Genomic DNA, 23,998 nt, shown 5'->3' with positions numbered 1-23,998 from the left:
AAGATTGCGTGAGAACCCAACCACTTATCCTTGCCCTGGCCGTGCTCGGCCTGGCTGGCTGCGCCAGCGATCCGGCCCCTGACGAGCAGATGCGCATTTCCGAACAGGCACTGGAGCAGGCCAGGGCTGTCGGTGCCACTGAGCAGGTCGAAGCGCTCAAGCTGGCCGAAGACAAGCTGGCCCGAGCCAAGACCAACATGCTCACCGAAGACTACCGCGATGCGCGCATGCGTGCCGAGCAGGCCGAACTGGATGCGCGCCTGGCCGAGGCCCAGGTGCTGAACCAGAAGAGCGAAGAGCAGCTGCAACTGCTGCAGTCGCGGGTCAAGCGCCTGCGCAAGCAGCTGGAGGTGCAGCCATGATCCGTCGCATGCCATTGGCCGCGCTGGCAGTGTTGGCGCTGGCGGTGGGCCTGCAGGGTTGCGCCAGCCAGCGCAGCAGTGCGGCGCTGGATGATGCCACCGCAGCCTTCCAGAAGGTCAAGGATGATTCCAATGTGCTGCGCAGCGCGCCGCGTGACGTGATTCGTGCAGGCGAGTCGCTGGCCCGCGCCGAGCGCCTGTCCAGCTACATCGGCACCGGTGCCGACGTGCGCCATTATGCCTACCTGAGCCAGCGTTACAGCGAGATTGCCAGCGAGCATGCCAAGCTGGCGCTGAACCAGGAACGCCAGGCCAAGCTCGATCTGGAGCGTCAGCGCCTGCAACTGGCCCTGCGCGAGGCCAAGCTGGCCAGTGTGCAGCAGCAGGGCAAGTGGATCGAGTCGCAGATCGCCGCGCTGGCCTCGGAGCAGACCGACCGTGGTCTGGTGATGACCCTGGGTGACGTGCTGTTCGACACTGGTCGCGCCGACCTGAAGAACTCGGCCAGCCGCACCGTGCTCAAGCTGGTGCAGTTCCTCCAGCTCAACCCGCGCCGGGTGGTGCGGATCGAGGGTTATACCGACAGCACCGGCCCGGCGCAGGACAACCTGAAGCTGTCCCGTGACCGGGCGCAGGCCGTGGCCGACATGCTGGTCGACCTGGGGATCGACGAGAAGCGCCTGCAGGTCGAGGGGTATGGCGACCAGTACCCGATCGAGGCCAATGCCTCGGAGCGGGGCAGGGCGCAGAACCGTCGCGTCGAGATCGTGTTCTCCGATGACAAGGGCAAGCTCGCGCCAGCACGCTGAGTTTTGTGAGGAGGGGGCCGCTTTGCGGCCCATCGCCGGCAAGCCAGCTCCTCATAGAACTGCACATTCACTCATTGAATTAGCAGGGTCTCTGTGGGAGCGGCTTTAGCCGCGAACACCGGCGCAGCCGGTGCCATGCACCGCGTTGGACTCTTCGCGGCTAAAGCCGCCCTGCTTTTCGTCGGTTCAATCGTTTCGATAGCTGTCACGCTATTGTATTGTCGAGTATGTTGCATTCTGTCCCAGTACACTTTGCAACTGTTACGGTATCCTCTACCGTCACTGAGACGTACAAGAACAACGAGTCTACCGCCATGACCAACCTGCTGCTGTACCAGCGTATCGCCCAGCAACTGGCCGATGACATCCGTCGCGGTGTCTACCAGCCAGGCGAGCGGGTACCCTCCGTGCGCAAGATGAGCGCCCAGCTCAATGTCAGCCATGCCACGGTGCTGCAGGCCTATGCCAATCTCGAGGATCAGGGGTTGATCCGTGCACGGCCGCAGTCCGGCTACTACGTGCACCAGACCCCGGCCCTGACCGCGCAGACCCCGGACATCGCCCGGGTGGAACGCCCCGGCCTGGTGACTCGCGCCAGTATCATCCAGCAGGTATTGACCGAGGCCCGCCGTGATGGCGTGTTCCCGTTCGGCGCCGCGGTGCCGCACGTCGACTACCTGCCGGTGCGTGCCCTGCACCAGCAGATTGCCAAGGTGACGCGCTTCCATAGCCCGCGCGCCTTCAGCTATATGTTCAGCCCCGGTTTCGAGCCATTGCGCCGGCAGATCGCCATTCGCATGCGTGATGCTGGCGTGCTGGTCGACCCGCGTGAAGTGATCGTGACTCATGGCTGCGTCGATGCGCTGCAGATGTCGCTGCGCGCGCTGACCCGCCCCGGCGACTTGATTGCCGCCGAATCGCCCACCTATTACGGGCTGTTGCAGCTGGCCGACCTGCTGGGCCTGAAGGTGATCGAGATCCCCAGCGATCCGTCCACCGGCATCAGTCTCGAAGCCTTGCAACTGGCGGCCAACCAGTGGTCGATCAAAGCCCTAGTACTGACGGCGCGCCTGAGCAACCCGCTGGGCGGCACCGTCCCGGAAGAGCGGCAGAAGCAGTTGCTGCGCCTGGCGTCGGACTTCGATATCCAGATCGTCGAGGATGACATCTATGGCGAGCTGATGTTCGAGCAGGGCAAGACCAAGGCGCTGAAGGCATTCGACCGGCTGGACCGGGTGATCTATTGCTCGAGTTTTTCCAAGACCCTGTCCCCTGGTGTGCGCGTAGGCTGGATGGTCGCTGGGCGCTATCACGACGAAATCCAGCGCCTGCAAACCTTTACCACTCACTCGGCCTGCAGCGTGACGCAGATGGGTGTGGCGGCCTACCTGGAGAATGGCGGCTACGACCGGCACCTGCGTTACATCCGCCAGGAGTACCGCAAGAACCTCAGTGCCTACCAGCTGGCGGTGCAGCAGCACTTCCCCGAGGGTACCCAGATGACCCGGCCGACGGGCGGTTTCATCCTGTGGGTGAGCCTGCCCGGACGGGTCAATACCCAGGAGCTGCATGTGCGCGCGCTGGAGCAGGGCATCAGTATTGCGCCGGGGCTGATCTTCAGTAACACCGAGCAATTCAACCACTGCATCCGCCTTAATTGCGGTATACCTTGGAACAAGGAAGCCGAGCGCGCGGTGATCACTCTCGGTCTGCTGGCCCAGCAATTGTGCCGGGAGCCAGCGGCCGCATTTTTGTAGGCTTGCCACGTGCCTGCGGAACAGGGAGCATACGCACTTTTCCTGCCAGCCTGTCCATTTGCCATGAATGCTTTGCGCCGTTTTGCCCTGATCTTGTGCCTTGTACCGCTCTGCAGTCTGGCTGGTGTTGCCCAGGCTGCGCAGCCGGCAGGCCAGGTGCAGGCGGCCAAGCCGGTGCAGAAAGCCAAGCCGGTGCAGAAGGCTGCAGCCAGGTCGGCGCACAAGCAGGCGGCAAAAAAAGCCGGCAACAGCAAGGCCAGACCGGTGCGCAAGCCGGTGAGCAAGGAGGTTGCCAAGCCGTTGCCCAAGGCAAGGCTCGACCTCAGCCTGCCTGCCGATATGGTCGATAACCTGGAGCCGGATGTGGGCAATCCTTCGCCGATCCAGCGACGTAGAGCTTTGCTGCCGCCCATGTTCACTGACAAGCCAGAAGCCAATGACAGCCCGTTCCAGCTCAATGGTCGGCTGATCAGCAACGAAATGCAGCTGCAACTGCGCAATGACAGCCGTCGCGACGTGGAAGGGGCGGCCATCGATTTCGAGTACCGCCAGTAGTCAGTGGGCTGACTGCCGGGTCACGGCAGATTTCATCGTGCCAGCAATTTCAAACGCCTGTTTGAGCGGTTACTATCCAGGGACGTTCGTCCCATTGTGTTCCAGGGAGTCCTGATTTTGGTGAATAGCCATGAATTGCCGTGAGGGCTGTGGTGCCTGCTGCATTGCCCCGTCCATCACCTCTGCGATGCCGCGTATGCCCAATGGCAAGGCGGCTGGCGAGCGCTGCCTGCACCTGACTGTAGACAACCTCTGCGACCTGTTCGGCAAACCCGAGCGGCCGGCGGTGTGTGGCGGTTTCAAGGCGGATGTCGAGGTGTGCGGCAATGATCGTGACGAGGCCATCAGGATTCTCGGTTGGTGGGAGCAGATGACGGCGGCGTGACAGGCTGGATCTTCGACAACAAGGATAAACATGATGAGATCGTTCAAGCGTATTGCTCTGCTGTGTGGCATGGGTGTTCTGCTGTCGCCTGCGGCCTGGGCCGATAACTGGCAGCTGGCCAAGGACGAGGAGGGGATCAAGGTTTCCCTCAGCGAAGTGGCCGGTTCCAAGTACAAGGCCTACCGCGGCGTCACCGTGATCAAGGCGCCGCTGGCGAAGGTGCAGGCGCTGCAGGAGGATGTGGTCGGGGCCTGCGCGTGGATTCACGAATGCAAGATGCAGAAGGTGCTCAAGCAGGAAGGTGACCAGGTCTGGACCTATACCCAGTTCAATACGCCATGGCCGGTGACGCCGCGCGATTCGGTGCTGCGCGTGAGCACGGTCAAGGAGGCTGACGGCAGCCTGACCCGCAAGCTGGTCGAAGAGCCGACCTACGTTCCGCAAGAGAAGGGCTTCGTGCGGGTGGCCAAGGTCGAAGGCTTCTGGAAGCTGGTGCCCAAGGGCGACAGCACCGAGGTGACCTATCAGGTACACACCGAGCCGGGCGGTAGCGTGCCGGCGATGGTGGCCAACAAGTTTGTGGTGGATGCGCCGTTCAATACCCTGAAAGGGTTGCGCGAGCGGGCTGAGAAGAACTGAGGCATTGTGTCATTTGTGCCGGCCTCTTCGCGGGTAAACCCGCTCCCACAGGTATCCCGCAATCTTTCGGGTCTGTGGGGCCCCTGTGGGAGCGGGTTTACCCGCGAAGAGGCCAGCACAGGATGAATAAAAAAGGCTGCCCGAGGGCAGCCTTCTTGCGTTCGGCTATCAAAGCTTACTTGCGGTCCTGCAGCGCAACGATGTCGCGCTTCTGCTCGCCGGTGTACAGCTGGCGCGGGCGGCCGATCTTGTACGGGCTGGAGAGCATTTCTTTCCAGTGCGAGATCCAGCCCACGGTACGTGCCAGGGCGAAAATCACGGTGAACATGCTGGTCGGAATGCCGATTGCCTTGAGGATGATCCCCGAGTAGAAGTCGACGTTCGGGTACAGCGAGCGCTCGATGAAGTACGGATCGGTCAGGGCGATCTCTTCCAGGCGCATGGCCAGTTCCAGCTGCGGGTCGTTCTTGATGCCCAGCTCGCGCAGGACTTCGTCGCAGGTCTGCTTCATCACGGTGGCGCGCGGGTCGCGGTTCTTGTACACGCGGTGGCCGAAGCCCATGAGCTTGAACGGGTCGTTCTTGTCCTTGGCCTTGGCGATGAACTTGTCGATGTTCGAGACATCGCCGATTTCATCTAGCATGGTCAGTACCGCTTCGTTCGCACCGCCGTGGGCCGGGCCCCACAATGCGGCGATACCGGCGGCGATGCAGGCGAACGGGTTGGCGCCCGACGAACCGGCCAGACGAACGGTGGAGGTAGAAGCGTTCTGCTCGTGGTCGGCGTGGAGGATGAAGATCCGGTCCATCGCCTTGGCCAGCACCGGGCTGATCGGTTTGATCTCGCACGGGGTGTTGAACATCATGTGCAGGAAGTTTTCCGCGTACGACAGGTCGTTGCGCGGGTACATCATCGGCTGGCCCATGGAGTACTTGTAAACCATCGCGGCCAGGGTCGGCATCTTGGCGACCAGGCGCACCGCGGAAATTTCGCGGTGTTGCGGGTTATTGATATCCAGGGAGTCGTGATAGAACGCCGACAGGGCGCCGACTACGCCGCACATCACCGCCATCGGGTGAGCGTCGCGGCGGAAGCCGTTGAAGAAGGACTTCAGCTGCTCGTGAACCATGGTGTGGTTCTTCACGGTGCTGACGAACTGGGCCTTCTGCTCGGCATTCGGCAGTTCGCCGTTGAGCAGCAGGTAGCAGGTTTCGAGGTAGTCGGACTTTTCGGCGAGCTGCTCGATCGGGTAGCCGCGGTGCAGCAGGATACCTTTGTCGCCGTCAATGTAGGTGATCTTCGACTCGCACGAGGCAGTCGCCATGAAACCAGGGTCGAAGGTGAAGTGACCAGTGGCCCCCAACCCGCGGACGTCGATTACATCAGGACCAACGGTGCCGGTTAAAATGGGCAGCTCGACGGGGGCAGCGCCCTCGATGACCAACTGCGCTTTTTTGTCAGCCATGTGGCCTCCTATTAATGCTTGAAATCATCAGACAGACCCCCCACGCAGGGCCCGCACCACTATAGAGGGATAAATTCAGATGTCAATTTGCCTAAAGGCTTGTTGAAACAGGCATTGAGGCCTGTTTTTTCGCGAAATTCTCGCCCATTTACGCCTTTTGTCCATTAAAGGCAATGCGCTATTCGGGCTACCCCGTCACGTTGTCATAAGCAGCCTAACTGTCTATACTCGCAACCCGACCGCCAGGGGCTTGCAAGCCCGAACTGCTGGGGGTCGCCGTTCCCTGGGTGGTGGGTACCTGACCAGTACACTTACCAACAACTTTGCCCTGATTCGCTAGGGGCTCTTCAGTGTGAAAAAAGCCGTGAAAAGCCAACGACCTGTAAACCTAGACCTAAGGACCATCAAGCTCCCCGTCACTGCGTACACGTCCATCCTGCACCGTATCTCCGGCGTCATCCTGTTCCTCGGCCTTGCCATCATGCTTTATGCATTGGGCAAGTCGCTGGGTTCCGAGGAAGGCTTCGGTGAGGTGAAGGCGTGTCTGACCAGCCCGCTGGCCAAGTTCGTGACCTGGGGCCTGCTGTCCGCCCTGCTTTATCACCTCGTGGCAGGTGTACGTCACCTGATCATGGACATGGGTATCGGTGAGACGCTGGAAGGCGGCAAGCTGGGCTCGAAAATCGTGATCGTCATCTCCGTGGTGCTGATCGTTCTGGTGGGAGTTTGGGTATGGTAACCAATGTCACGAACCTGTCGCGTTCGGGCCTCTATGACTGGATGGCGCAGCGCGTTTCTGCGGTCGTTCTCGCGGCTTACTTCCTCTTCCTGATCGGCTACGTGGTCGCCCACCCAGGCATCGACTACACCCAGTGGCACGGTCTGTTCTCCAACAACGCGATGCGGATCTTCAGTCTGCTGGCCCTCGTTGCCCTGGGCGCTCACGCCTGGGTCGGCATGTGGACCATTGCGACCGACTACCTGACGCCAATGTCGTTCGGCAAGTCGGCAACTGCGATTCGTTTCCTGTTCCAGGCGGTATGCGGCGTTGCGATGTTCGCTTACTTCGTCTGGGGTGTGCAGATTCTCTGGGGTATCTGATCCATGGCTAGCATTCCAACCATTTCCTTCGACGCCATCATCATCGGTGGCGGCGGTGCCGGCATGCGCGCTGCGCTGCAGCTGGCTCAAGGCGGTCACAAGACTGCCGTGGTCACCAAGGTCTTCCCGACCCGTTCGCACACTGTATCCGCCCAAGGTGGCATTACCTGCGCCATCGCTTCGGCCGACCCGAACGACGACTGGCGCTGGCACATGTACGATACCGTCAAGGGTTCCGACTACATCGGTGACCAGGACGCTATCGAATACATGTGTCAGGAAGGCCCGGCTGCGGTCTTCGAACTGGACCACATGGGCTTGCCGTTCTCGCGTACCGAAACCGGTCGTATCTACCAGCGTCCGTTCGGTGGTCAGTCCAAGGACTTCGGCAAGGGTGGCCAGGCTGCCCGTACCTGCGCCGCTTCCGACCGTACCGGCCACGCGCTGCTGCACACCTTGTACCAGGGCAACCTGAAAGCCGGTACCACCTTCCTCAACGAGTACTACGCAGTTGACCTGGTGAAGAACCAGGATGGCGCATTCGTTGGTGTGATCGCGATCTGCATCGAAACCGGCGAAACCCTGTACATCAAGTCCAAGGCCACTGTGCTGGCCACTGGCGGTGCCGGCCGTATCTACGCCTCCACCACCAACGCCCTGATCAACACCGGTGATGGCGTGGGCATGGCCCTGCGTGCCGGCGTGCCGGTGCAGGACATCGAAATGTGGCAGTTCCACCCGACCGGCATCGCCGGCGCCGGTGTACTGGTTACCGAAGGTTGCCGCGGTGAGGGTGGCTACCTGATCAACGCCCACGGCGAGCGCTTCATGGAGCGTTACGCGCCGAACGCGAAAGACCTGGCCGGCCGCGACGTGGTTGCCCGTTCCATGGTCAAGGAAATCATCGCCGGCAACGGTGTGGGTCCGAACAAGGACCACGTGCTGCTGAAGCTGGACCACCTGGGCGAGGAAGTGCTGCACAGCCGCCTGCCAGGTATCTGCGAGCTGTCCAAGACCTTCGCCCACGTCGACCCGGTGGTCGCGCCGGTACCGGTCATCCCGACCTGCCACTACATGATGGGCGGCGTTGCCACCAACATTCATGGCCAGGCCATCACCATGGACGCCGAAGGCAACGACCACATCATCCCGGGCCTGTTCGCCGTAGGTGAAGTGGCGTGCGTATCGGTTCACGGCGCCAACCGCCTGGGCGGCAACTCGCTGCTCGACCTGGTGGTGTTCGGTCGTGCTGCCGGCCTGCACCTGGAGAAGGCGCTGACCGAAGGCGTGGAATACCGCGATGCCAGCGACACCGACGTCGATGTTGCCCTGAACCGTCTGAACAAGCTCAACGAGCGTACCAGCGGTGAAGACGTTGCCAGCCTGAAGCGCGAGCTGCAGAGCTGCATGCAGAACTACTTCGGTGTATTCCGTACTGGCGAATACATGCAGAAGGGTATCGAGCAGCTGGCCGGTCTGCGTGACCGTATCGCCAACGTCAAGATCAACGACAAGTCCCAGGCCTTCAACACTGCGCGTATCGAAGCGCTGGAGCTGCAGAACCTGCTGGAAGTCGCCGAAGCTACCGCCATCGCGGCCGAAGCCCGTAAAGAGTCGCGCGGCGCTCACGCCCGTGAAGACTTCGAAGACCGTGACGACGAAAACTGGCTGTGCCACACCCTGTACTACCCGGGTGAGAAGCGCGTTGCCAAGCGTGGCGTCAACTTTGCGCCGAAGACTGTTCCAGCCTTCGAACCAAAAGTCCGGACTTACTAAGGGTAACCGCTATGTTGCAAGTCGAAGTTTATCGTTACAACCCGGACACCGACTCGGCGCCGAAAATGCAGACCTTCCAGGTCGATACCGGCGGCAAGGACCTGATGGTGCTGGACGTGCTGGCACTGATCAAAGAGCAGGACGAAGGTTTCTCCTATCGTCGCTCGTGCCGTGAAGGCGTTTGCGGTTCCGATGGCATGAACATCAACGGCAAGAACGGCCTGGCCTGCATTACCCCGCTGTCGGCGGTAGTGAAGGGCAACAAGCTGATCCTGCGCCCGCTGCCGGGCTTGCCGGTCATTCGTGACCTGGTCGTCGACATGAGCATCTTCTACAAGCAGTACGAGAAGGTGAAGCCGTTCCTGCAGAACGATACCCCGGCACCGGCCATCGAGCGCCTGCAGTCGCCGGAAGACCGCGACAAGCTGGACGGCCTGTACGAGTGCATCCTGTGCGCTTGCTGCTCGACTTCCTGCCCGTCGTTCTGGTGGAACCCGGACAAGTTCCTGGGCCCCGCCGCACTGCTGCAGGCCTATCGCTTCCTGGCCGACAGCCGTGACACCAAGACCCAGGAGCGCCTGGCGTCCCTGGATGACCCGTTCAGCGTATTCCGCTGCCGCGGGATCATGAACTGCGTCAACGTTTGCCCGAAAGGTCTGAACCCGACCAAGGCAATCGGTCACGTACGTAACATGCTGCTGCAAAGCGGCACCTGATACAAAGTGTTGTACCTGCAGTAAGCCGAGGTGCGGGTGGTGAGCCCGCACTGAGGTAAAACCCGAACAAGGGCCCACAAAGCCTGCGTTCATTACCTATGAAGATATGAGACCAGCAGGGGCTTCCGGGCTGGTACCCGGAAAATCAGCAGGATCCAAGTGGCGTGGCTCAGTCGCTGTATTCGGACTTTTCCAGGTTTGCTGTGGCTCTCGCCGATCAGTCCCCTAACCGAGGGTGACCAAGCATGCAAGAAAGCGTGATGCAGCGCATGTGGGAAAGCGCCCACCTTTCAGGTGGTAACGCTGCATATGTGGAAGAGCTTTATGAGCTCTACCTGCACGACCCTAACGCTGTGCCAGAAGAGTGGCGCACCTACTTCCAGAAGTTGCCCGCCGACGGCAGCACCGCTACCGATGTATCGCACTCGACAATCCGCGACCATTTCGTACTGCTGGCAAAGAACCAGCGCCGCGCCCAACCGGTATCCGCCGGGAGCGTGAGCAGTGAACACGAGAAGAAGCAGGTTGAAGTTCTGCGACTGATCCAGGCCTATCGTATGCGCGGCCATCAGGCTGCCAAGCTCGACCCGTTGGGGTTGTGGCAGCGTCCTGCGCCCGTAGACCTGTCGATCAATCACTACGGCTTGACCAATGCCGATCTTGATACGACCTTCCGTGCCGGCGACCTGTTCATCGGCAAAGAGGAGGCGAGCCTACGCGAGATCTTCGAGGCGCTCCAGAAGACATATTGTCGCACCATTGGCGCCGAGTTCACCCACATCGTCGATTCCGAGCAGCGCAGCTGGTTCCAGCAGCGCCTGGAAAGCGTGCGCGGCCGTCCGGAGTTTTCCGCTGACGTGCAGGCCCACCTGCTCGAGCGCGTGACCGCCGGTGAAGGCCTTGAGAAATACCTGGGCACCAAGTACCCGGGCACCAAGCGTTTCGGCCTCGAGGGTGGCGAAAGCCTGATCCCGATGCTGGACGAGATGATCCAGCGTTCCGGTTCCTATGGCACCAAGGAAGTCGTGATCGGTATGGCCCACCGTGGCCGTCTGAACGTGCTGGTCAACACCTTCGGCAAGAACCCGCGCGAGCTGTTCGACGAGTTCGAAGGCAAGAAGATGAACGAGCTGGGCTCGGGTGACGTGAAGTATCACCAGGGCTTCTCCTCGAACGTGATGACCCCGGGTGGCGAAGTGCACCTGGCCATGGCGTTCAACCCGTCCCACCTGGAAATCGTCTCGCCCGTGGTCGAGGGTTCGGTGCGCGCCCGTCAGGATCGCCGCAACGACACCGTTGGCGACAAGGTACTGCCGATTTCGATCCACGGCGATGCTGCGTTCGCCGGCCAGGGCGTGGTCATGGAAACCTTCCAGATGTCGCAGACCCGCGGTTTCAAGACCGGCGGCACCGTGCACATCGTGATCAACAACCAGGTTGGTTTCACCATCAGCAACCCGTTGGACGCGCGCTCCACCGAGTACGCTACCGACGTTGCCAAGATGATCCAGGCGCCGATCCTGCACGTGAACGGCGACGACCCGGAAGCAGTGCTGTTCGTGACCCAGCTGGCCATCGACTACCGCATGCAGTTCAAGCGCGACGTGGTCATCGACCTGGTCTGCTACCGCCGCCGCGGCCACAACGAGGCCGACGAACCGAACGGCACTCAGCCTTTGATGTACCAGCAGATCAGCAAGCAGCGCACGACTCGTGAATTGTACGCTGAGGCACTGATCCAGGCCGGCCGCATCGATGCCGAGCGCGCCCAGGCCAAGATCGACGAGTACCGCAATGCGCTGGACAACGGCCTGCACGTGGTGAAGAGCCTGGTCAAGGAGCCGAACCGCGAGCTGTTCGTCGACTGGCGCCCATACCTGGGCCATGCCTGGACCGCGCGTCACGACACCCGCTTCGACCTCAAGACCCTGCAGGAACTGTCGGCCAAGCTGCTGGAGATCCCGGAAGGTTTCGTCGTCCAGCGCCAGGTCGCCAAGATCTACGAAGATCGCCAGAAGATGCAGGCCGGTGGCTTGCCGATCAACTGGGGTTATGCAGAGACCATGGCCTACGCCACCCTGCAGTTCGAAGGTCACCCGATCCGCATGACCGGCCAGGACATCGGCCGTGGCACCTTCTCGCACCGTCATGCGGTGCTGCACAACCAGAAGGACGCCAGCACCTACGTACCGCTGAAGAACCTGTTCCCGGGCCAGCCAAGCTTCGAACTGTACGACTCCTTCCTGTCGGAAGAAGCGGTACTGGCTTTCGAATACGGCTATTCGACCACCACGCCGAACGCGCTGGTGATCTGGGAAGCCCAGTTCGGTGACTTCGCCAACGGTGCGCAAGTGGTGATCGACCAGTTCATCACCAGCGGCGAGCACAAGTGGGGCCGTCTGTGCGGTCTGACCATGCTGCTGCCACACGGTTATGAAGGGCAGGGCCCGGAGCACTCCTCCGCGCGCCTGGAGCGTTACCTGCAGCTGTGCGCCGAGCACAACATCCAGGTCTGCGTACCGACCACCCCGGCCCAGATCTACCACCTGCTGCGTCGCCAGGTCATCCGTCCGCTGCGCAAGCCGCTGATCGTCCTGACGCCGAAGTCGCTGCTGCGCCACAAGCTGGCCATCTCGACCCTGGAAGACCTGGCAGAAGGCTCGTTCCAGACCGTGATCCCGGAAATCGACAGCCTCGATCCGGCCAAAGTCGAACGCCTGGTTCTGTGCGGCGGCAAGGTTTACTACGACCTGCTGGAAAAACGCCGTGCCGAAGGCCGCGAAGACATCGCCATCGTGCGTATCGAGCAGCTGTATCCGTTCCCGGAGGACGACCTGGTCGAAATTCTCGCGCCTTACACCAACCTCAAGCATGCGGTCTGGTGTCAGGAAGAGCCGATGAACCAGGGCGCCTGGTACAGCAGCCAGCATCACATGCGCCGTATCCTGGGCCGCCACAACAAGGCGCTGGTCCTGGAGTACGCAGGTCGCGATGCTTCCGCCGCACCAGCTTGTGGTTACGCATCGATGCACGCCGAACAGCAGGAAAAACTGCTGCAAGACGCCTTCACTGTCTAACGCCTTCGCGCACCTGAAACCGAATTTAAGGAAACACTGATAATGGCTATCGAGATCAAAGCCCCAACCTTCCCGGAATCGGTCGCCGACGGCACCGTTGCCACCTGGCACAAACAGCCGGGCGACGCCGTCAAGCGTGACGAGCTGATCGTCGACATCGAAACCGACAAGGTCGTCCTGGAAGTGCTGGCCACCGCCGATGGCGTGCTGGGTGCCATCGTCAAGGGTGAGGGCGATACCGTCCTGTCCGACGAAGTGCTGGGTTCGATCGTTGAAGGTGGCGCTGCCGCCGCTGCTCCGGCTGCTGCTCCAGCCGCCGCTGCGCCTGCTGCCGCTGCAGCCGACGCCGGTGAAGACGACCCGGTCGCCGCGCCTGCCGCTCGCAAGCTGGCTGAAGAGAACGGCATCGACCTGGCTACCGTTGCCGGCACCGGCAAAGGTGGTCGCATCACCAAGGAAGACGTGGTTGCTGCGGTTGCCAACAAAAAGTCGGCTCCTGCCGCTGCTCCGGCTGCCAAGCCGGCTGCCGCTGCCGCTGCTCCGGTCGTCGTCGCTGCTGGCGACCGCACCGAGAAGCGCGTACCGATGACCCGTCTGCGTGCCAAGATCGCCGAGCGTCTGGTCGAAGCCCAGTCGAGCATGGCCATGCTGACCACCTTCAACGAAGTCGACATGACCGAAGTCATGGCCCTGCGTTCGAAGTACAAGGACCTGTTCGAGAAGACCCACAACGGCGTACGCCTGGGCTTCATGTCGTTCTTCGTCAAGGCCGCCACCGAAGCCCTCAAGCGCTTCCCGGCTGTCAACGCCTCGATCGACGGCAACGACATCGTCTACCACGGCTACGCCGACGTCGGCGTTGCCGTCTCCAGCGACCGTGGCCTGGTGGTTCCGGTTCTGCGTAACGCCGAGTCGATGAGCCTGGCTGAAATCGAGAACGGCATCGCCACCTTCGGCAAAAAAGCCCGTGACGGCAAGCTGGCCATCGAAGAGATGACCGGTGGCACCTTCACCATCACCAACGGTGGTACTTTCGGCTCGATGATGTCGACCCCGATCGTCAACCCGCCGCAGGCCGCGATTCTCGGCATGCACAACATCATCCAGCGCCCGATGGCCATTAATGGCCAGGTGGTGATTCGCCCGATGATGTACCTGGCGCTGTCGTACGATCACCGCCTGATCGACGGCAAGGAAGCGGTAACCTTCCTGGTCACCATCAAGAACCTGCTGGAAGATCCGTCTCGCCTGCTGCTGGACATCTAATCGCGCAGCTGTAAGCTGCAAGCCGCAAGCTTCAAGCCGAAGCCTGCTGGTCTTGCGGCTTGCAGCTTGCCGCTTGAAGCTAAAAAGGAATCTTTTATGACCCAGAAATTCGACGTAGTGGTGATTGGTGCAGGTCCTGGCGGCTATGTGGCTGCCATCAAGGCCGCACAACTTGGTCTGAAGACTGCCTGTATCGAGAAGTACACCGACGCCGAGGGCAAACTGGCCCTGGGCGGCACCTGCCTGAACGTAGGTTGCATTCCTTCCAAGGCGCTGCTGGACAGCTCCTGGAAATACAAGGAAGCCAAAGAGAGCTTCAACGTCCACGGTATCTCCACTGGCGAAGTGAAGATGGACGTCGCCGCGATGGTTGGCCGCAAGGCTGGCATCGTCAAGAACCTGACCGGTGGCGTCGCCACCCTGTTCAAGGCCAACGGCGTTACTTCGATCCAGGGCCACGGCAAGCTGCTGGCTGGCAAGAAAGTCGAAGTCACCAAGGCTGACGGTACCACCGAAGTCATCGAAGCCGAGAACGTGATCCTGGCTTCCGGCTCGCGCCCGATCGACATTCCGCCGGCTCCGGTCGACCAGAACGTCATCGTCGACTCCACCGGCGCCCTGGAATTCCAGGCCGTGCCGAAGCGCCTGGGCGTCATCGGTGCTGGTGTGATCGGCCTGGAACTGGGCTCGGTATGGGCTCGCCTGGGTGCTGAAGTCACCGTCCTGGAAGCCCTGGACACCTTCCTGATGGCTGCCGACACCGCCGTGTCGAAAGAAGCCCAGAAGACCCTGACCAAGCAAGGTCTGGACATCAAGCTGGGCGCGCGCGTCACCGGCTCGAAAGTCAACGGCAACGAAGTCGAAGTGACCTACACCGACGCCAACGGCGAGCAGAAGATCACCTTCGACAAGCTGATCGTCGCGGTCGGCCGTCGCCCGGTGACCACCGACCTGCTGGCTGCCGACAGCGGCGTGACCATCGACGAGCGTGGCTACATCTTCGTCGACGACTACTGCGCTACCAGCGTACCGGGCGTATACGCCATCGGTGACGTGGTACGCGGCATGATGCTGGCGCACAAGGCCTCGGAAGAGGGCATCATGGTGGTCGAGCGCATCAAGGGCCACAAGGCCCAGATGAACTACGACCTGATCCCGTCGGTCATCTACACCCACCCGGAAATCGCGTGGGTCGGCAAGACCGAACAGGCCTTGAAGGCCGAGGGCGTTGAGGTTAACGTGGGCACCTTCCCGTTCGCGGCCAGCGGCCGTGCGATGGCCGCCAACGACACCGGTGGTTTCGTCAAGGTCATCGCCGATGCCAAGACCGACCGCGTCCTGGGTGTACACGTGATTGGCCCATCGGCTGCCGAACTGGTGCAGCAGGGCGCAATCGCGATGGAATTCGGCACCAGTGCCGAGGATCTGGGCATGATGGTCTTCAGCCATCCGACCCTGTCCGAAGCGTTGCATGAAGCAGCGCTGGCAGTGAATGGCGGCGCCATTCACGTGGCCAACCGTAAGAAGCGTTAATTATAAGAAACCACGGCGGGCTGCCCGTCGTGAGTCTTGCGTGCATGACTCACCGCGGAAAGTCCGCCGGACCGGATCACACGGGAAAACCCGGGGTCAACGGTCACAGGTGGTGCGGCGCCAGTGATGGCGCAGCGCCGAAGCGCAGTACCTAACGAAGACGGTAAAAAGCATGAATCTTCACGAGTATCAGGGTAAGCAGCTGTTCGCTGAGTACGGCCTGCCAGTATCCAAGGGTTTCGCTGTCGATACCCCTGAGCAAGCTGCAGAAGCCTGCGACAAGATCGGTGGGAACGAGTGGGTGGTAAAAGCCCAGGTTCACGCCGGTGGTCGCGGTAAAGCGGGCGGCGTCAAGCTGGTTCGCAGCAAAGAAGACGCCAAGGCGTTCGCTGCACAGTGGTTGGGCAAGAATCTGGTTACCTACCAGACCGATGCCAACGGTCAACCCGTCTCCAAGATTCTGGTCGAATCCTGCACTGACATCGCCAAAGAGCTGTACCTGGGCGCTGTAGTCGATCGTTCGAGCCGCCGTATCGTGTTCATGGCCTCTACCGAAGGTGGCGTGGACATCGAGAAAGTTGCTCACGAAACGCCTGAGAAGATCCTCAAGGCCACCATCGACCCGCTGGTCGGCGCTCAGCCGTTCCAGGGTCGCGAGCTGGCATTCCAGCTGGGTCTGGAAGGCAAGCAAGTTCAACAGTTCGCCAAGATCTTCGTAGGTCTGGCCAAGCTGTTCAAGGATCACGACCTGGCCCTGCTGGAAGTGAACCCGCTGGTGATCAAGGCCGACGGCGACCTGCACTGCCTCGATGCCAAGATCAACATCGACGCCAACGCCATGTACCGTCAGCCCAAGCTGAAAACCTTCCACGACCCGTCGCAGGACGATGCCCGTGAAGCCCACGCTGCCAAGTTCGAACTGAACTACGTTGCCCTCGAAGGTAACATCGGCTGCATGGTCAACGGTGCCGGCCTGGCCATGGGTACCATGGACATCGTCAACCTGCACGGCGGCAAGCCGGCCAACTTCCTCGACGTTGGCGGTGGTGCTACCAAAGAGCGCGTTACCGAAGCGTTCAAGATCATTCTGTCCGACAGCAATGTCGCGGCCGTCCTGGTCAACATCTTCGGCGGCATCGTTCGCTGCGACATGATTGCCGAAGGCATCATCGGTGCAGTGAAAGAAGTCGGCGTCAAAGTTCCGGTGGTCGTTCGCCTCGAAGGCAACAACGCCGAACTGGGCGCTAAAGTACTGGCAGAAAGCGGTTTGAACATCATTGCGGCAACCAGCCTGACCGACGCTGCTCAACAAGTTGTCAAAGCTGCGGAGGGCAAGTAATGAGCGTCCTGATCAATAAAGACACCAAAGTCATCTGCCAGGGCTTCACCGGCTCGCAGGGTACTTTCCACTCCGAACAGGCCATCGCCTATGGCACCAAGATGGTCGGCGGTGTAACCCCAGGCAAGGGTGGTACCACCCACCTGGGCCTGCCAGTGTTCAACACTGTGAAAGAAGCTGTAGAAGCTACCGGCGCTGACGCTTCGGTCATCTACGTTCCGGCGCCTTTCTGCAAGGACTCGATCCTGGAAGCTGCCTTCGGCGGCATCAAGCTGATCGTGTGCATCACCGAAGGCATTCCTACCCTGGACATGCTGGATGCCAAGGTCAAGTGCGACGAACTGGGCGTGACCCTGATCGGCCCTAACTGCCCAGGTGTCATCACTCCGGGCGAGTGCAAGATCGGCATCATGCCTGGCCACATCCACCTGCCAGGCAAGGTCGGTATCGTTTCGCGTTCCGGCACCCTGACCTACGAAGCTGTGAAGCAGACCACCGACGCCGGCTTCGGCCAGTCGACCTGCGTCGGCATCGGCGGTGACCCGATCCCGGGCTCCAACTTCATCGACATCCTGAAGCTGTTCCAGGAAGACCCGAAGACCGAAGCGATCGTCATGATCGGTGAGATCGGCGGTTCGGCTGAAGAAGAAGCTGCGGCCTACATCAAGGCCAACGTCACCAAGCCTGTGGTTTCCTACATCGCTGGTGTTACCGCACCTGCGGGCAAGCGCATGGGCCACGCTGGCGCCATCATCTCCGGCGGCAAGGGTACTGCGGACGAGAAGTTCGCCGCCCTGCAGGACGCTGGTGTGAAGACCGTGCGTTCCCTGGCTGATATCGGCAAGGCCCTGGCCGAGCTGACTGGCTGGGAAGTCAAGAAGTAATACTGCTACACCCCCCACGCGCACAGAGGCCACCTTCGGGTGGCCTTTGTCGTTTCCGGGGTTTGGGTATTCCTGTGCCGGCCTCTTCGCGGGTAAACCCGCTCCCACAGGTACCTCACAATTCTCAAGGTTAGTGATTTCCTGTGGGAGCGGGTTTACCCGCGAAGAGGCCGGCATAGTCAGTAAAGCTTTTTCGATGGGTTTGATAGGGGTTTTCACGCAGGCGAATGTTTCAGGCCGAGGATAATTCTGACTATCCCGCTCGCATAGACGACAAACACATACGCACATCGGACAAGCAGCACTGTGCCAGTGCGTTTAAGTGACAAAACAGTTACCCTACGCGCTCACTCTGTGCCCGTCCCCCAAAAGGGAACGACACGCTAAACGGGTCTGGCTTATCAAGCCGGGCAGCATTTCCCCCAACCCATTGGGAAATCCCTTCTCGAATCCCGATTTCAGCAGTGTGGTACTACCTTAAATGAAAGTTTTAAAAGGCCAGGATATTCTGGCACTTGGCTTTATGACGTTTGCGCTTTTCGTGGGCGCGGGCAACATCATCTTCCCGCCTATCGTCGGCCTGCAGTCTGGTCCGCACGTGTGGATGGCCGCCCTGGGCTTCCTGGTTACCGCCGTGGGCCTGCCGGTCATCACCGTGGTCGCCCTGGCCAAGGTCGGCGGCGGCATGGATGCCTTGAGCAGCCCGATCGGCAAGTTCTTCGGTGGCCTGCTGGCGGCCGTGTGCTACCTGTCGGTCGGCCCGCTGTTCGCCACCCCGCGCACCGCGACCGTGTCGTTCGAAGTGGGTGTTGCACCGCTGACCGGCGAAAGCCCGCTGGCGCTGTTCATCTACAGCCTGGTGTACTTCCTCGTGGTGCTGGCCGTGTCCATGTACCCGGGCAAGCTGCTCGACACCGTGGGCCGCTTCCTGGCACCGATGAAGATCATCGCCCTGGCGGCGCTGGGCATCGCCGCCTTCGCGCTGCCTGCCGGCACCATTGGTGAAGCGCAACCGGCCTATGCTGCCGCGGCGTTCTCCAAGGGCTTCTCCGACGGTTACCTGACCATGGACACTCTGGGTGCCCTGGTGTTCGGTATCGTCATCGTCAACGCCATCCGCTCGCGCGGTGTCGAGTCGCCGAAGCTGATCACCCGCTATGCCATCATCGCCGGCCTGATCGCCGGTGTCGGCCTGGCCCTGGTGTACATCAGCCTGTTCCGCCTGGGCGCCACCAGCCACGACATCGCGGCTGACGCCACCAACGGCGCGGCGGTACTGCATGCCTACGTGCAGCACACTTTCGGCTCGCTGGGTAGCGGCTTCCTCGCCGTGCTGATCGCGCTGGCCTGCCTGGTGACCGCGGTTGGCCTGACCTGTGCCTGCGCCGAGTACTTCAGCCAGATCCTGCCGCTGTCGTACCGCGCACTGGTGGTGATCCTGGCGGGCTTCTCGCTGCTGATCTCCAACCTCGGCCTGACCAAGCTGATCATGTTCTCGATCCCGGTGCTCACCGCGATCTACCCACCGTGCATCGTGGTGGTCGGGCTGAGCTTCGTGAAGGACCTGTGGAACTCGCCAACCCGCATCCTGGCGCCAGTGATGCTGGTGTCGCTGCTGTTCGGCATGGTCGATGCGATCAAGGGCAGCAGCATTGCCCATGTGCTGCCGGACTTCATGGCGCATCTGCCGCTGAGCGACCAGGGCCTGGCCTGGCTGGTGCCTTCGGTGGTGACCCTGGTTGGCGCCGTGGCCTGCGACCGCATGCTCGGCAAGCCGCGCGAGGCGCTGGCCTGATAGTCGAATCCTGAGGGCGGCACCGGCCACAAGCCGAAGGGTGCTCGCCAAGGGTGAAAGCTTCAAAGCCCCGTATCCGAGAGGATGCGGGGCTTTTTTATTTGCCTGATCCGGCCTCTTCGCGGGTAAACCCGCTCCCACAGGCAACGCGCTACCTGTGGGAGCGGGTTTACCCGCGAAGAGGCCGGCCTGATCAGTGCAAAATTCAGGGTGGATGTGTGCCTTTTGCCGCTTGCCAGCGTCGAAATCCGGTCCCTATCCTTCAGGCATCTGGCCCTCTCGGGAACCCTGCATGAACTTCATTCAAAGCAACTTCAACAACCTGTTGGCCATCGCCTGGTTCGCCCTGTGCTGGGGCGGTTACACCCGCTATGCCATCTGGAAGGGCCGCGACACCGCGTGCCTGGCCAGCGTGCTGCACCTGTACCGCGAAGACTGGATGCGCCGCATGCTGCTGCGCGACAACCGCATCGCCGATGCCAGCGTGATCGGCAACCTTGAGCGCAACGCGTCGTTTTTCGCCTCCAGCACCCTGATCATCCTCGCAGGCATCCTCACCGTGCTCGGGGCTTCCGACCGGGCGCTGTCGCTGCTGGCCGACCTGCCGCTGGTGCAGCAGACCTCCCAGGGCATGTCGGAGATCAAGCTGCTGTGCCTGGCCATGGTGTTCGTCTACGCCTTTTTCACCTTCAGCTGGTGCATGCGCCAATACAACTTCGCCGCAGTACTGGTGGGCTCGGCGCCGATGATCGGCGAACGGCTGGTCAATGAGCTGGAACGCAAGGCATTCGCCTCGCGGGCGGCGCGGGTGTTGTCACTCGCCGCCAACCAGTTCAACTTGGGCCTGCGTTCCTATTACTTCGGCATGGCCATGTTGAGCTGGTTCATCAGCCCGTGGTTGTTCATGGTCATGAGTGTCGGGGTCGTGCTGATTCTGTATCGCCGCGAGTTCCATTCGGATGTGCTGGATGTGATGGTGTTCACACCGACTGAAAGTGTCTCGCTCGAGCCCGCCAGGGAAACCACCGCAGCAGGTACCTGAAACGATTAATCCATAAGTTTCAGGTGCAAAAAAAACCCGACAGTTGTCGGGTTTTCTTGTTTTAGCCGATTACTGCTTGGCAGGTTCGGCCGGCGCAGCTGGGGCAGCTTCGGTTGCCGGGGCGGCTGGCGCGGCTTCCGGAGCCGGAGTAGCCGGAGCGGCTTCTTCGGCGGCCTTCTGCTCGGCTTCGGCCTGATCTTTGGCGGCTTCGGCGTTTTCCTTGGCAGCCTCGTTCATCTTATCCTGAGCTTCGCCCGCTTTTTCCTGGGCTTGCTCGGCGTGTTGCTGTGCGTCCTGGGCTTTGTCTTCGCTCGCTTTATCGCAAGCGGCCAGGCCCATGGCTGCGGCCAGCATCAGAGCAAAAGCAAAAGGTTTACGCATGGGGGTGTTTCTCCTTGGTGGAATAAGTGACTTGTTCCTTCGAGTGCAACTACGCGGAATAAGTTCCGCGAAGATTACACATATATAACGCCCCGTTCTATATAGACTTTTTAACGATTTTATGCCGCTGCGGCAGTGCGCGTGGAAACAGCCAATGAGCGATTCAACCTTGATAGCCATGGCCGAGCGTTTTCTCTCGGCCCTGAAACATTGTCAGTTGTTGCAAATGCGTGTGGCGCAGGCCAATGCCGATGGCATTACCCTGGTCCTGCCCTGGTCACCGGCCATCGTCGGCAACCCGCAGACCGGCGCCGTGCATGGCGGTGCGCTGACCACGCTGATGGACACCACCTGCGGCATGGCCACGCTGTGCGTGCTGCCGCGCTTCGAAGTGTGCCCGACACTGGACCTGCGCATCGACTACATGCACCCGGCCGAGGCCGGCAAGGACATCTATGGCCACGCCCAATGCTACCGGGTCACCCGCGATGTAATCTTCACCCGCGGCACGGCCTACCAGGACGACCCTGCCCAGCCGATCTGCCAGGTGGTGGGCACGTTCATGCGCCTGGGCCAGGAGATCAAGGGTGGCATCCGCTTCGGCAACGGCCTGAAGGAGGGCGGGGCATGATTCCACACGTAATTCGCCAACAGCTGAACGCTGCCCACGCGGTGGGAAACTATCAGCCATTATTGGCGCTGATCCCCTACGCCGGCCTGATCGGCATCGCGTGCGAGCGCGAGGGCGATGACCTGCTGTTCCGCCTGCCGGCCAGCCAGGACAACATCGGCAACCCGCTGCTGCCGGCCATCCATGGTGGGGTAATCGCCGGGTTCATGGAGCTGTCGGCAGCGCTGTACCTGCTGATCTACAGCGAGAGCGCGAGCATTCCGAAGATCATCGACTTCTCCATCGATTACCTGCGCGCCGGGCATTTTCGTGATACCTACGCCCAGTGCCAGCTTTGGCGCCAGGGGCGGCGGGTGACCAACGTGGCCATCACCGCCTGGCAGGGTGACAAGCAGTCGCCGATTGCCACGGCCCGTGCGCATTTCAAGATCGAGCCGGAAAAGCCCTTGAAATCATCCGCACAGCCCCCATCTGCATGACATCCGCCACTAACGCAGGCCGAACTGGCCGCGAGGCGCTAACTGCCATCAGATCGGAGTTTTGAAGACCATGAGTGTGGAGACTCAAAAAGAAACGCTGGGCTTCCAGACCGAGGTAAAGCAGCTGCTGCACCTCATGATCCATTCCCTGTATTCGAACAAGGAGATCTTCCTGCGTGAGCTGATCTCCAACGCCTCCGACGCCGCCGACAAGCTGCGTTTCGAGGCGCTGGCCAAGCCAGAGCTGTTCGAAGGCGACGCCGACCTGAAGATTCGCCTGAGCTTCGACAAGGACGCCGGTACCGTCACCCTCGAGGACAACGGCATCGGCATGAGCCGCGAAGACGTCATCGCCCACCTGGGCACCATCGCCAAGTCCGGCACTGCCGACTTCATGAAGAACCTCACCGGTGACCAGAAGAAGGACTCGCACCTGATCGGTCAGTTCGGCGTGGGCTTCTACTCCGCGTTCATCGTGGCCGACAAGGTCGATGTGTACAGCCGCCGCGCTGGCCAGCCGGCCGCTGAAGGCGTGCACTGGTCGTCGAAAGGCGAGGGCGAGTTCGAAGTCGCCACCATCGACAAGCCACAGCGCGGTACCCGCATCGTCCTGCACCTGAAGAAGGACGAGCAGGAGTTCGCCGATGGCTGGCGCCTGCGCAACGTGGTCAAGAAGTACTCCGACCACATTGCCATGCCGATCCAGCTGCCGAAACAGCAAGCCGCCGCCGAAGGCGAAGAGCAGCCGGCCGAAGAGTGGGAAACCGTCAACCGTGCCAGCGCCCTGTGGACCCGCCCGCGTACCGAGATCAAGGACGAGGAGTACCAGGAGTTCTACAAGCACATCGGCCATGACTTCGAAAACCCGCTGGCCTGGAGCCACAACAAGGTCGAGGGCAAGCTCGAGTACAATTCGCTGTTGTACGTGCCGGCCCGCGCGCCGTTCGACCTGTACCAGCGCGAAGCGCCACGCGGCCTGAAGCTGTATGTGCAGCGCGTGTTCATCATGGACCAGGCCGAGTCGTTCCTGCCGCTGTACCTGCGCTTCATCAAGGGTGTGGTCGATTCCAACGACCTGTCGCTGAACGTGTCGCGTGAAATCCTGCAGAAAGACCCGATCATCGACTCGATGAAGACCGCACTGACCAAGCGCGTGCTGGACATGCTGGAGAAGCTGGCGAAGAACGAACCCGAGCAGTACAAGGGCTTCTGGAAGAACTTCGGCCAGGTGCTGAAGGAAGGCCCGGCCGAAGACTTCGCCAACAAGGAAAAGATCGCCGGGCTGCTGCGCTTCGCTTCCACCCAGGACGACAGCGGCGAGCAGAGCGTCGCTCTGGCCGACTACCTGGCCCGCGCCAAGGAAGGTCAGGACAAGATCTACTACCTCACCGGTGAGTCGTACGCGCAGGTGAAGAACAGCCCGCACCTGGAAGTCTTCCGCAAGAAAGGCATCGAAGTGCTGCTGCTGACCGACCGTATCGACGAGTGGCTGATGAGCTACCTCAACGAGTTCGACGGCAAGGCCTTCGTCGATGTGGCACGTGGCGACCTGGACCTGGGCAAGCTGGATTCGGAAGAAGACAAGAAGGCCCAGGAGGAAGTCGCCAAGGACAAGGAAGGCCTGGTCGAGCGCCTGAAAGGCGCGCTGGGTGACAGCGTGGCCGAAGTGCGCGTGTCGCACCGCCTGACCGACTCGCCGGCAATCCTGGCCATTGGTGAACAGGACCTGGGCCTGCAGATGCGCCAGATCCTCGAAGCCAGCGGGCAGAAAGTGCCGGAGTCCAAGCCGATCTTCGAGTTCAACCCGACCCACCCGCTGATCGAGAAGCTGGACAACGAGCAGAGCGAAGACCGCTTCGCCGAGCTGTCGCACATCCTGTTCGATCAGGCAGCACTGGCGGCCGGTGACAGCTTGAAGGATCCGGCGGCTTACGTTCGTCGCCTGAACAAGCTGCTGGTCGAGCTGTCTGCTTGAGTTGATGCATAGGAAAGCCCGCTTCGGCGGG

22 protein-coding genes are annotated in these 23,998 nt (G+C 61.3%); 20 read left to right on the top strand and 2 right to left on the bottom strand.

Annotated elements, in window-relative coordinates; genetic code table 11:
• Positions 1-8: 8 nt before the first annotated feature.
• The 6 genes from FQ664_RS19545 (at position 9) to FQ664_RS19515 (ending at position 4,507) form a co-directional block, all read left to right on the top strand.
• Positions 9-362: a DUF4398 domain-containing protein gene (locus tag FQ664_RS19545; RefSeq protein ID WP_144174226.1), complete on the top strand. Its 354-nt coding sequence runs from the start codon at positions 9-11 to the stop codon at positions 360-362.
• On the top strand, positions 359-1,171 hold the full coding sequence (locus FQ664_RS19540; protein ID WP_144174224.1) for an OmpA family protein: 813 nt from the start codon (positions 359-361) through the stop codon (positions 1,169-1,171). Before FQ664_RS19545 ends, FQ664_RS19540 begins: the two co-directional genes overlap by 4 nt.
• A 314-nt stretch (positions 1,172-1,485) precedes the next feature.
• Positions 1,486-2,928, top strand: a complete 1,443-nt coding sequence (locus FQ664_RS19530; RefSeq protein ID WP_144174221.1) for an aminotransferase-like domain-containing protein — start codon at positions 1,486-1,488, stop codon at positions 2,926-2,928.
• A gap of 63 nt (positions 2,929-2,991) precedes the next feature.
• Positions 2,992-3,483: a hypothetical protein gene (locus tag FQ664_RS19525; protein WP_144174219.1), complete on the top strand. Its 492-nt coding sequence runs from the start codon at positions 2,992-2,994 to the stop codon at positions 3,481-3,483.
• Positions 3,484-3,613: 130 nt separating this feature from the next.
• The gene (locus FQ664_RS19520) at positions 3,614-3,868 is read left to right on the top strand and encodes a YkgJ family cysteine cluster protein (protein ID WP_144174217.1); all 255 of its coding nucleotides are present in this window, start codon (positions 3,614-3,616) and stop codon (positions 3,866-3,868) included.
• Between the two features lie 33 nt (positions 3,869-3,901).
• On the top strand, positions 3,902-4,507 hold the full coding sequence (locus tag FQ664_RS19515) for an START domain-containing protein (protein ID WP_144174273.1): 606 nt from the start codon (positions 3,902-3,904) through the stop codon (positions 4,505-4,507).
• 175 nt (positions 4,508-4,682) lie between these two features.
• Here the strand turns inward: FQ664_RS19515 and gltA are convergent, their stop codons facing one another.
• Positions 4,683-5,972: a citrate synthase gene (gene gltA, locus FQ664_RS19510; protein ID WP_013973445.1), complete on the bottom strand. Its 1,290-nt coding sequence runs from the start codon at positions 5,970-5,972 to the stop codon at positions 4,683-4,685.
• Positions 5,973-6,324: 352 nt separating this feature from the next.
• On the opposite strand from gltA, the gene sdhC reads away from it, so the two are divergent.
• From sdhC to FQ664_RS19455, 11 genes are all read left to right on the top strand, one after another.
• On the top strand, positions 6,325-6,711 hold the full coding sequence (gene sdhC / locus FQ664_RS19505) for a succinate dehydrogenase, cytochrome b556 subunit (protein ID WP_012315350.1): 387 nt from the start codon (positions 6,325-6,327) through the stop codon (positions 6,709-6,711).
• Positions 6,705-7,073, top strand: coding sequence for a succinate dehydrogenase, hydrophobic membrane anchor protein (gene sdhD, locus FQ664_RS19500; RefSeq protein ID WP_003254214.1), 369 nt, complete (start codon positions 6,705-6,707; stop codon positions 7,071-7,073). Before sdhC ends, sdhD begins: the two co-directional genes overlap by 7 nt.
• Positions 7,074-7,076: 3 nt before the next feature.
• Positions 7,077-8,849, top strand: a complete 1,773-nt coding sequence (gene sdhA, locus FQ664_RS19495; protein WP_144174214.1) for a succinate dehydrogenase flavoprotein subunit — start codon at positions 7,077-7,079, stop codon at positions 8,847-8,849.
• 11 nt (positions 8,850-8,860) lie between these two features.
• On the top strand, positions 8,861-9,565 hold the full coding sequence (locus tag FQ664_RS19490) for a succinate dehydrogenase iron-sulfur subunit (protein ID WP_011534752.1): 705 nt from the start codon (positions 8,861-8,863) through the stop codon (positions 9,563-9,565).
• Positions 9,566-9,810: 245 nt separating this feature from the next.
• The gene (locus FQ664_RS19485; protein WP_144174212.1) at positions 9,811-12,642 is read left to right on the top strand and encodes a 2-oxoglutarate dehydrogenase E1 component; all 2,832 of its coding nucleotides are present in this window, start codon (positions 9,811-9,813) and stop codon (positions 12,640-12,642) included.
• A 42-nt stretch (positions 12,643-12,684) separates the two neighbouring features.
• Complete coding sequence (gene odhB / locus FQ664_RS19480) at positions 12,685-13,908, top strand: 2-oxoglutarate dehydrogenase complex dihydrolipoyllysine-residue succinyltransferase (protein ID WP_144174210.1); 1,224 nt, start codon at positions 12,685-12,687, stop codon at positions 13,906-13,908.
• 96 nt (positions 13,909-14,004) lie between these two features.
• Positions 14,005-15,441 (top strand): dihydrolipoyl dehydrogenase, encoded by a 1,437-nt coding sequence (gene lpdA / locus FQ664_RS19475; RefSeq protein ID WP_013973439.1) that lies wholly within the window; start codon positions 14,005-14,007, stop codon positions 15,439-15,441.
• A gap of 172 nt (positions 15,442-15,613) precedes the next feature.
• Complete coding sequence (gene sucC / locus FQ664_RS19470) at positions 15,614-16,780, top strand: ADP-forming succinate--CoA ligase subunit beta (RefSeq protein ID WP_003254205.1); 1,167 nt, start codon at positions 15,614-15,616, stop codon at positions 16,778-16,780.
• The gene (gene sucD / locus FQ664_RS19465) at positions 16,780-17,664 is read left to right on the top strand and encodes a succinate--CoA ligase subunit alpha (protein ID WP_004376004.1); all 885 of its coding nucleotides are present in this window, start codon (positions 16,780-16,782) and stop codon (positions 17,662-17,664) included. Before sucC ends, sucD begins: the two co-directional genes overlap by 1 nt.
• 481 nt (positions 17,665-18,145) lie before the next feature.
• Positions 18,146-19,459 (top strand): branched-chain amino acid transport system II carrier protein, encoded by a 1,314-nt coding sequence (gene brnQ / locus FQ664_RS19460; RefSeq protein WP_144174208.1) that lies wholly within the window; start codon positions 18,146-18,148, stop codon positions 19,457-19,459.
• A gap of 292 nt (positions 19,460-19,751) precedes the next feature.
• On the top strand, positions 19,752-20,501 hold the full coding sequence (locus tag FQ664_RS19455) for a DUF599 domain-containing protein (RefSeq protein WP_144174206.1): 750 nt from the start codon (positions 19,752-19,754) through the stop codon (positions 20,499-20,501).
• A 69-nt stretch (positions 20,502-20,570) separates the two neighbouring features.
• Here the strand turns inward: FQ664_RS19455 and FQ664_RS19450 are convergent, their stop codons facing one another.
• Positions 20,571-20,882: a hypothetical protein gene (locus FQ664_RS19450; protein WP_063912714.1), complete on the bottom strand. Its 312-nt coding sequence runs from the start codon at positions 20,880-20,882 to the stop codon at positions 20,571-20,573.
• 154 nt (positions 20,883-21,036) lie between these two features.
• On the opposite strand from FQ664_RS19450, the gene FQ664_RS19445 reads away from it, so the two are divergent.
• The 3 genes from FQ664_RS19445 to htpG all read left to right on the top strand — a co-directional run bounded on the left by FQ664_RS19445 (position 21,037) and on the right by htpG (position 23,967).
• Positions 21,037-21,513: a PaaI family thioesterase gene (locus FQ664_RS19445; protein WP_144174204.1), complete on the top strand. Its 477-nt coding sequence runs from the start codon at positions 21,037-21,039 to the stop codon at positions 21,511-21,513.
• A complete protein-coding gene (locus FQ664_RS19440; protein WP_144174203.1) occupies positions 21,510-21,992 on the top strand; it encodes a PaaI family thioesterase in 483 nt (160 codons plus the stop codon). Before FQ664_RS19445 ends, FQ664_RS19440 begins: the two co-directional genes overlap by 4 nt.
• Positions 21,993-22,062: 70 nt before the next feature.
• A complete protein-coding gene (htpG, locus tag FQ664_RS19435; protein WP_144174200.1) occupies positions 22,063-23,967 on the top strand; it encodes a molecular chaperone HtpG in 1,905 nt (634 codons plus the stop codon).
• Positions 23,968-23,998 lie beyond the last annotated feature (31 nt).

The sequence above is a fragment of the Pseudomonas persica genome (assembly GCF_900291015.1).
Lineage (GTDB): Bacteria > Pseudomonadota > Gammaproteobacteria > Pseudomonadales > Pseudomonadaceae > Aquipseudomonas.
This window is presented reverse-complemented; position numbering and strand designations above follow the sequence as displayed.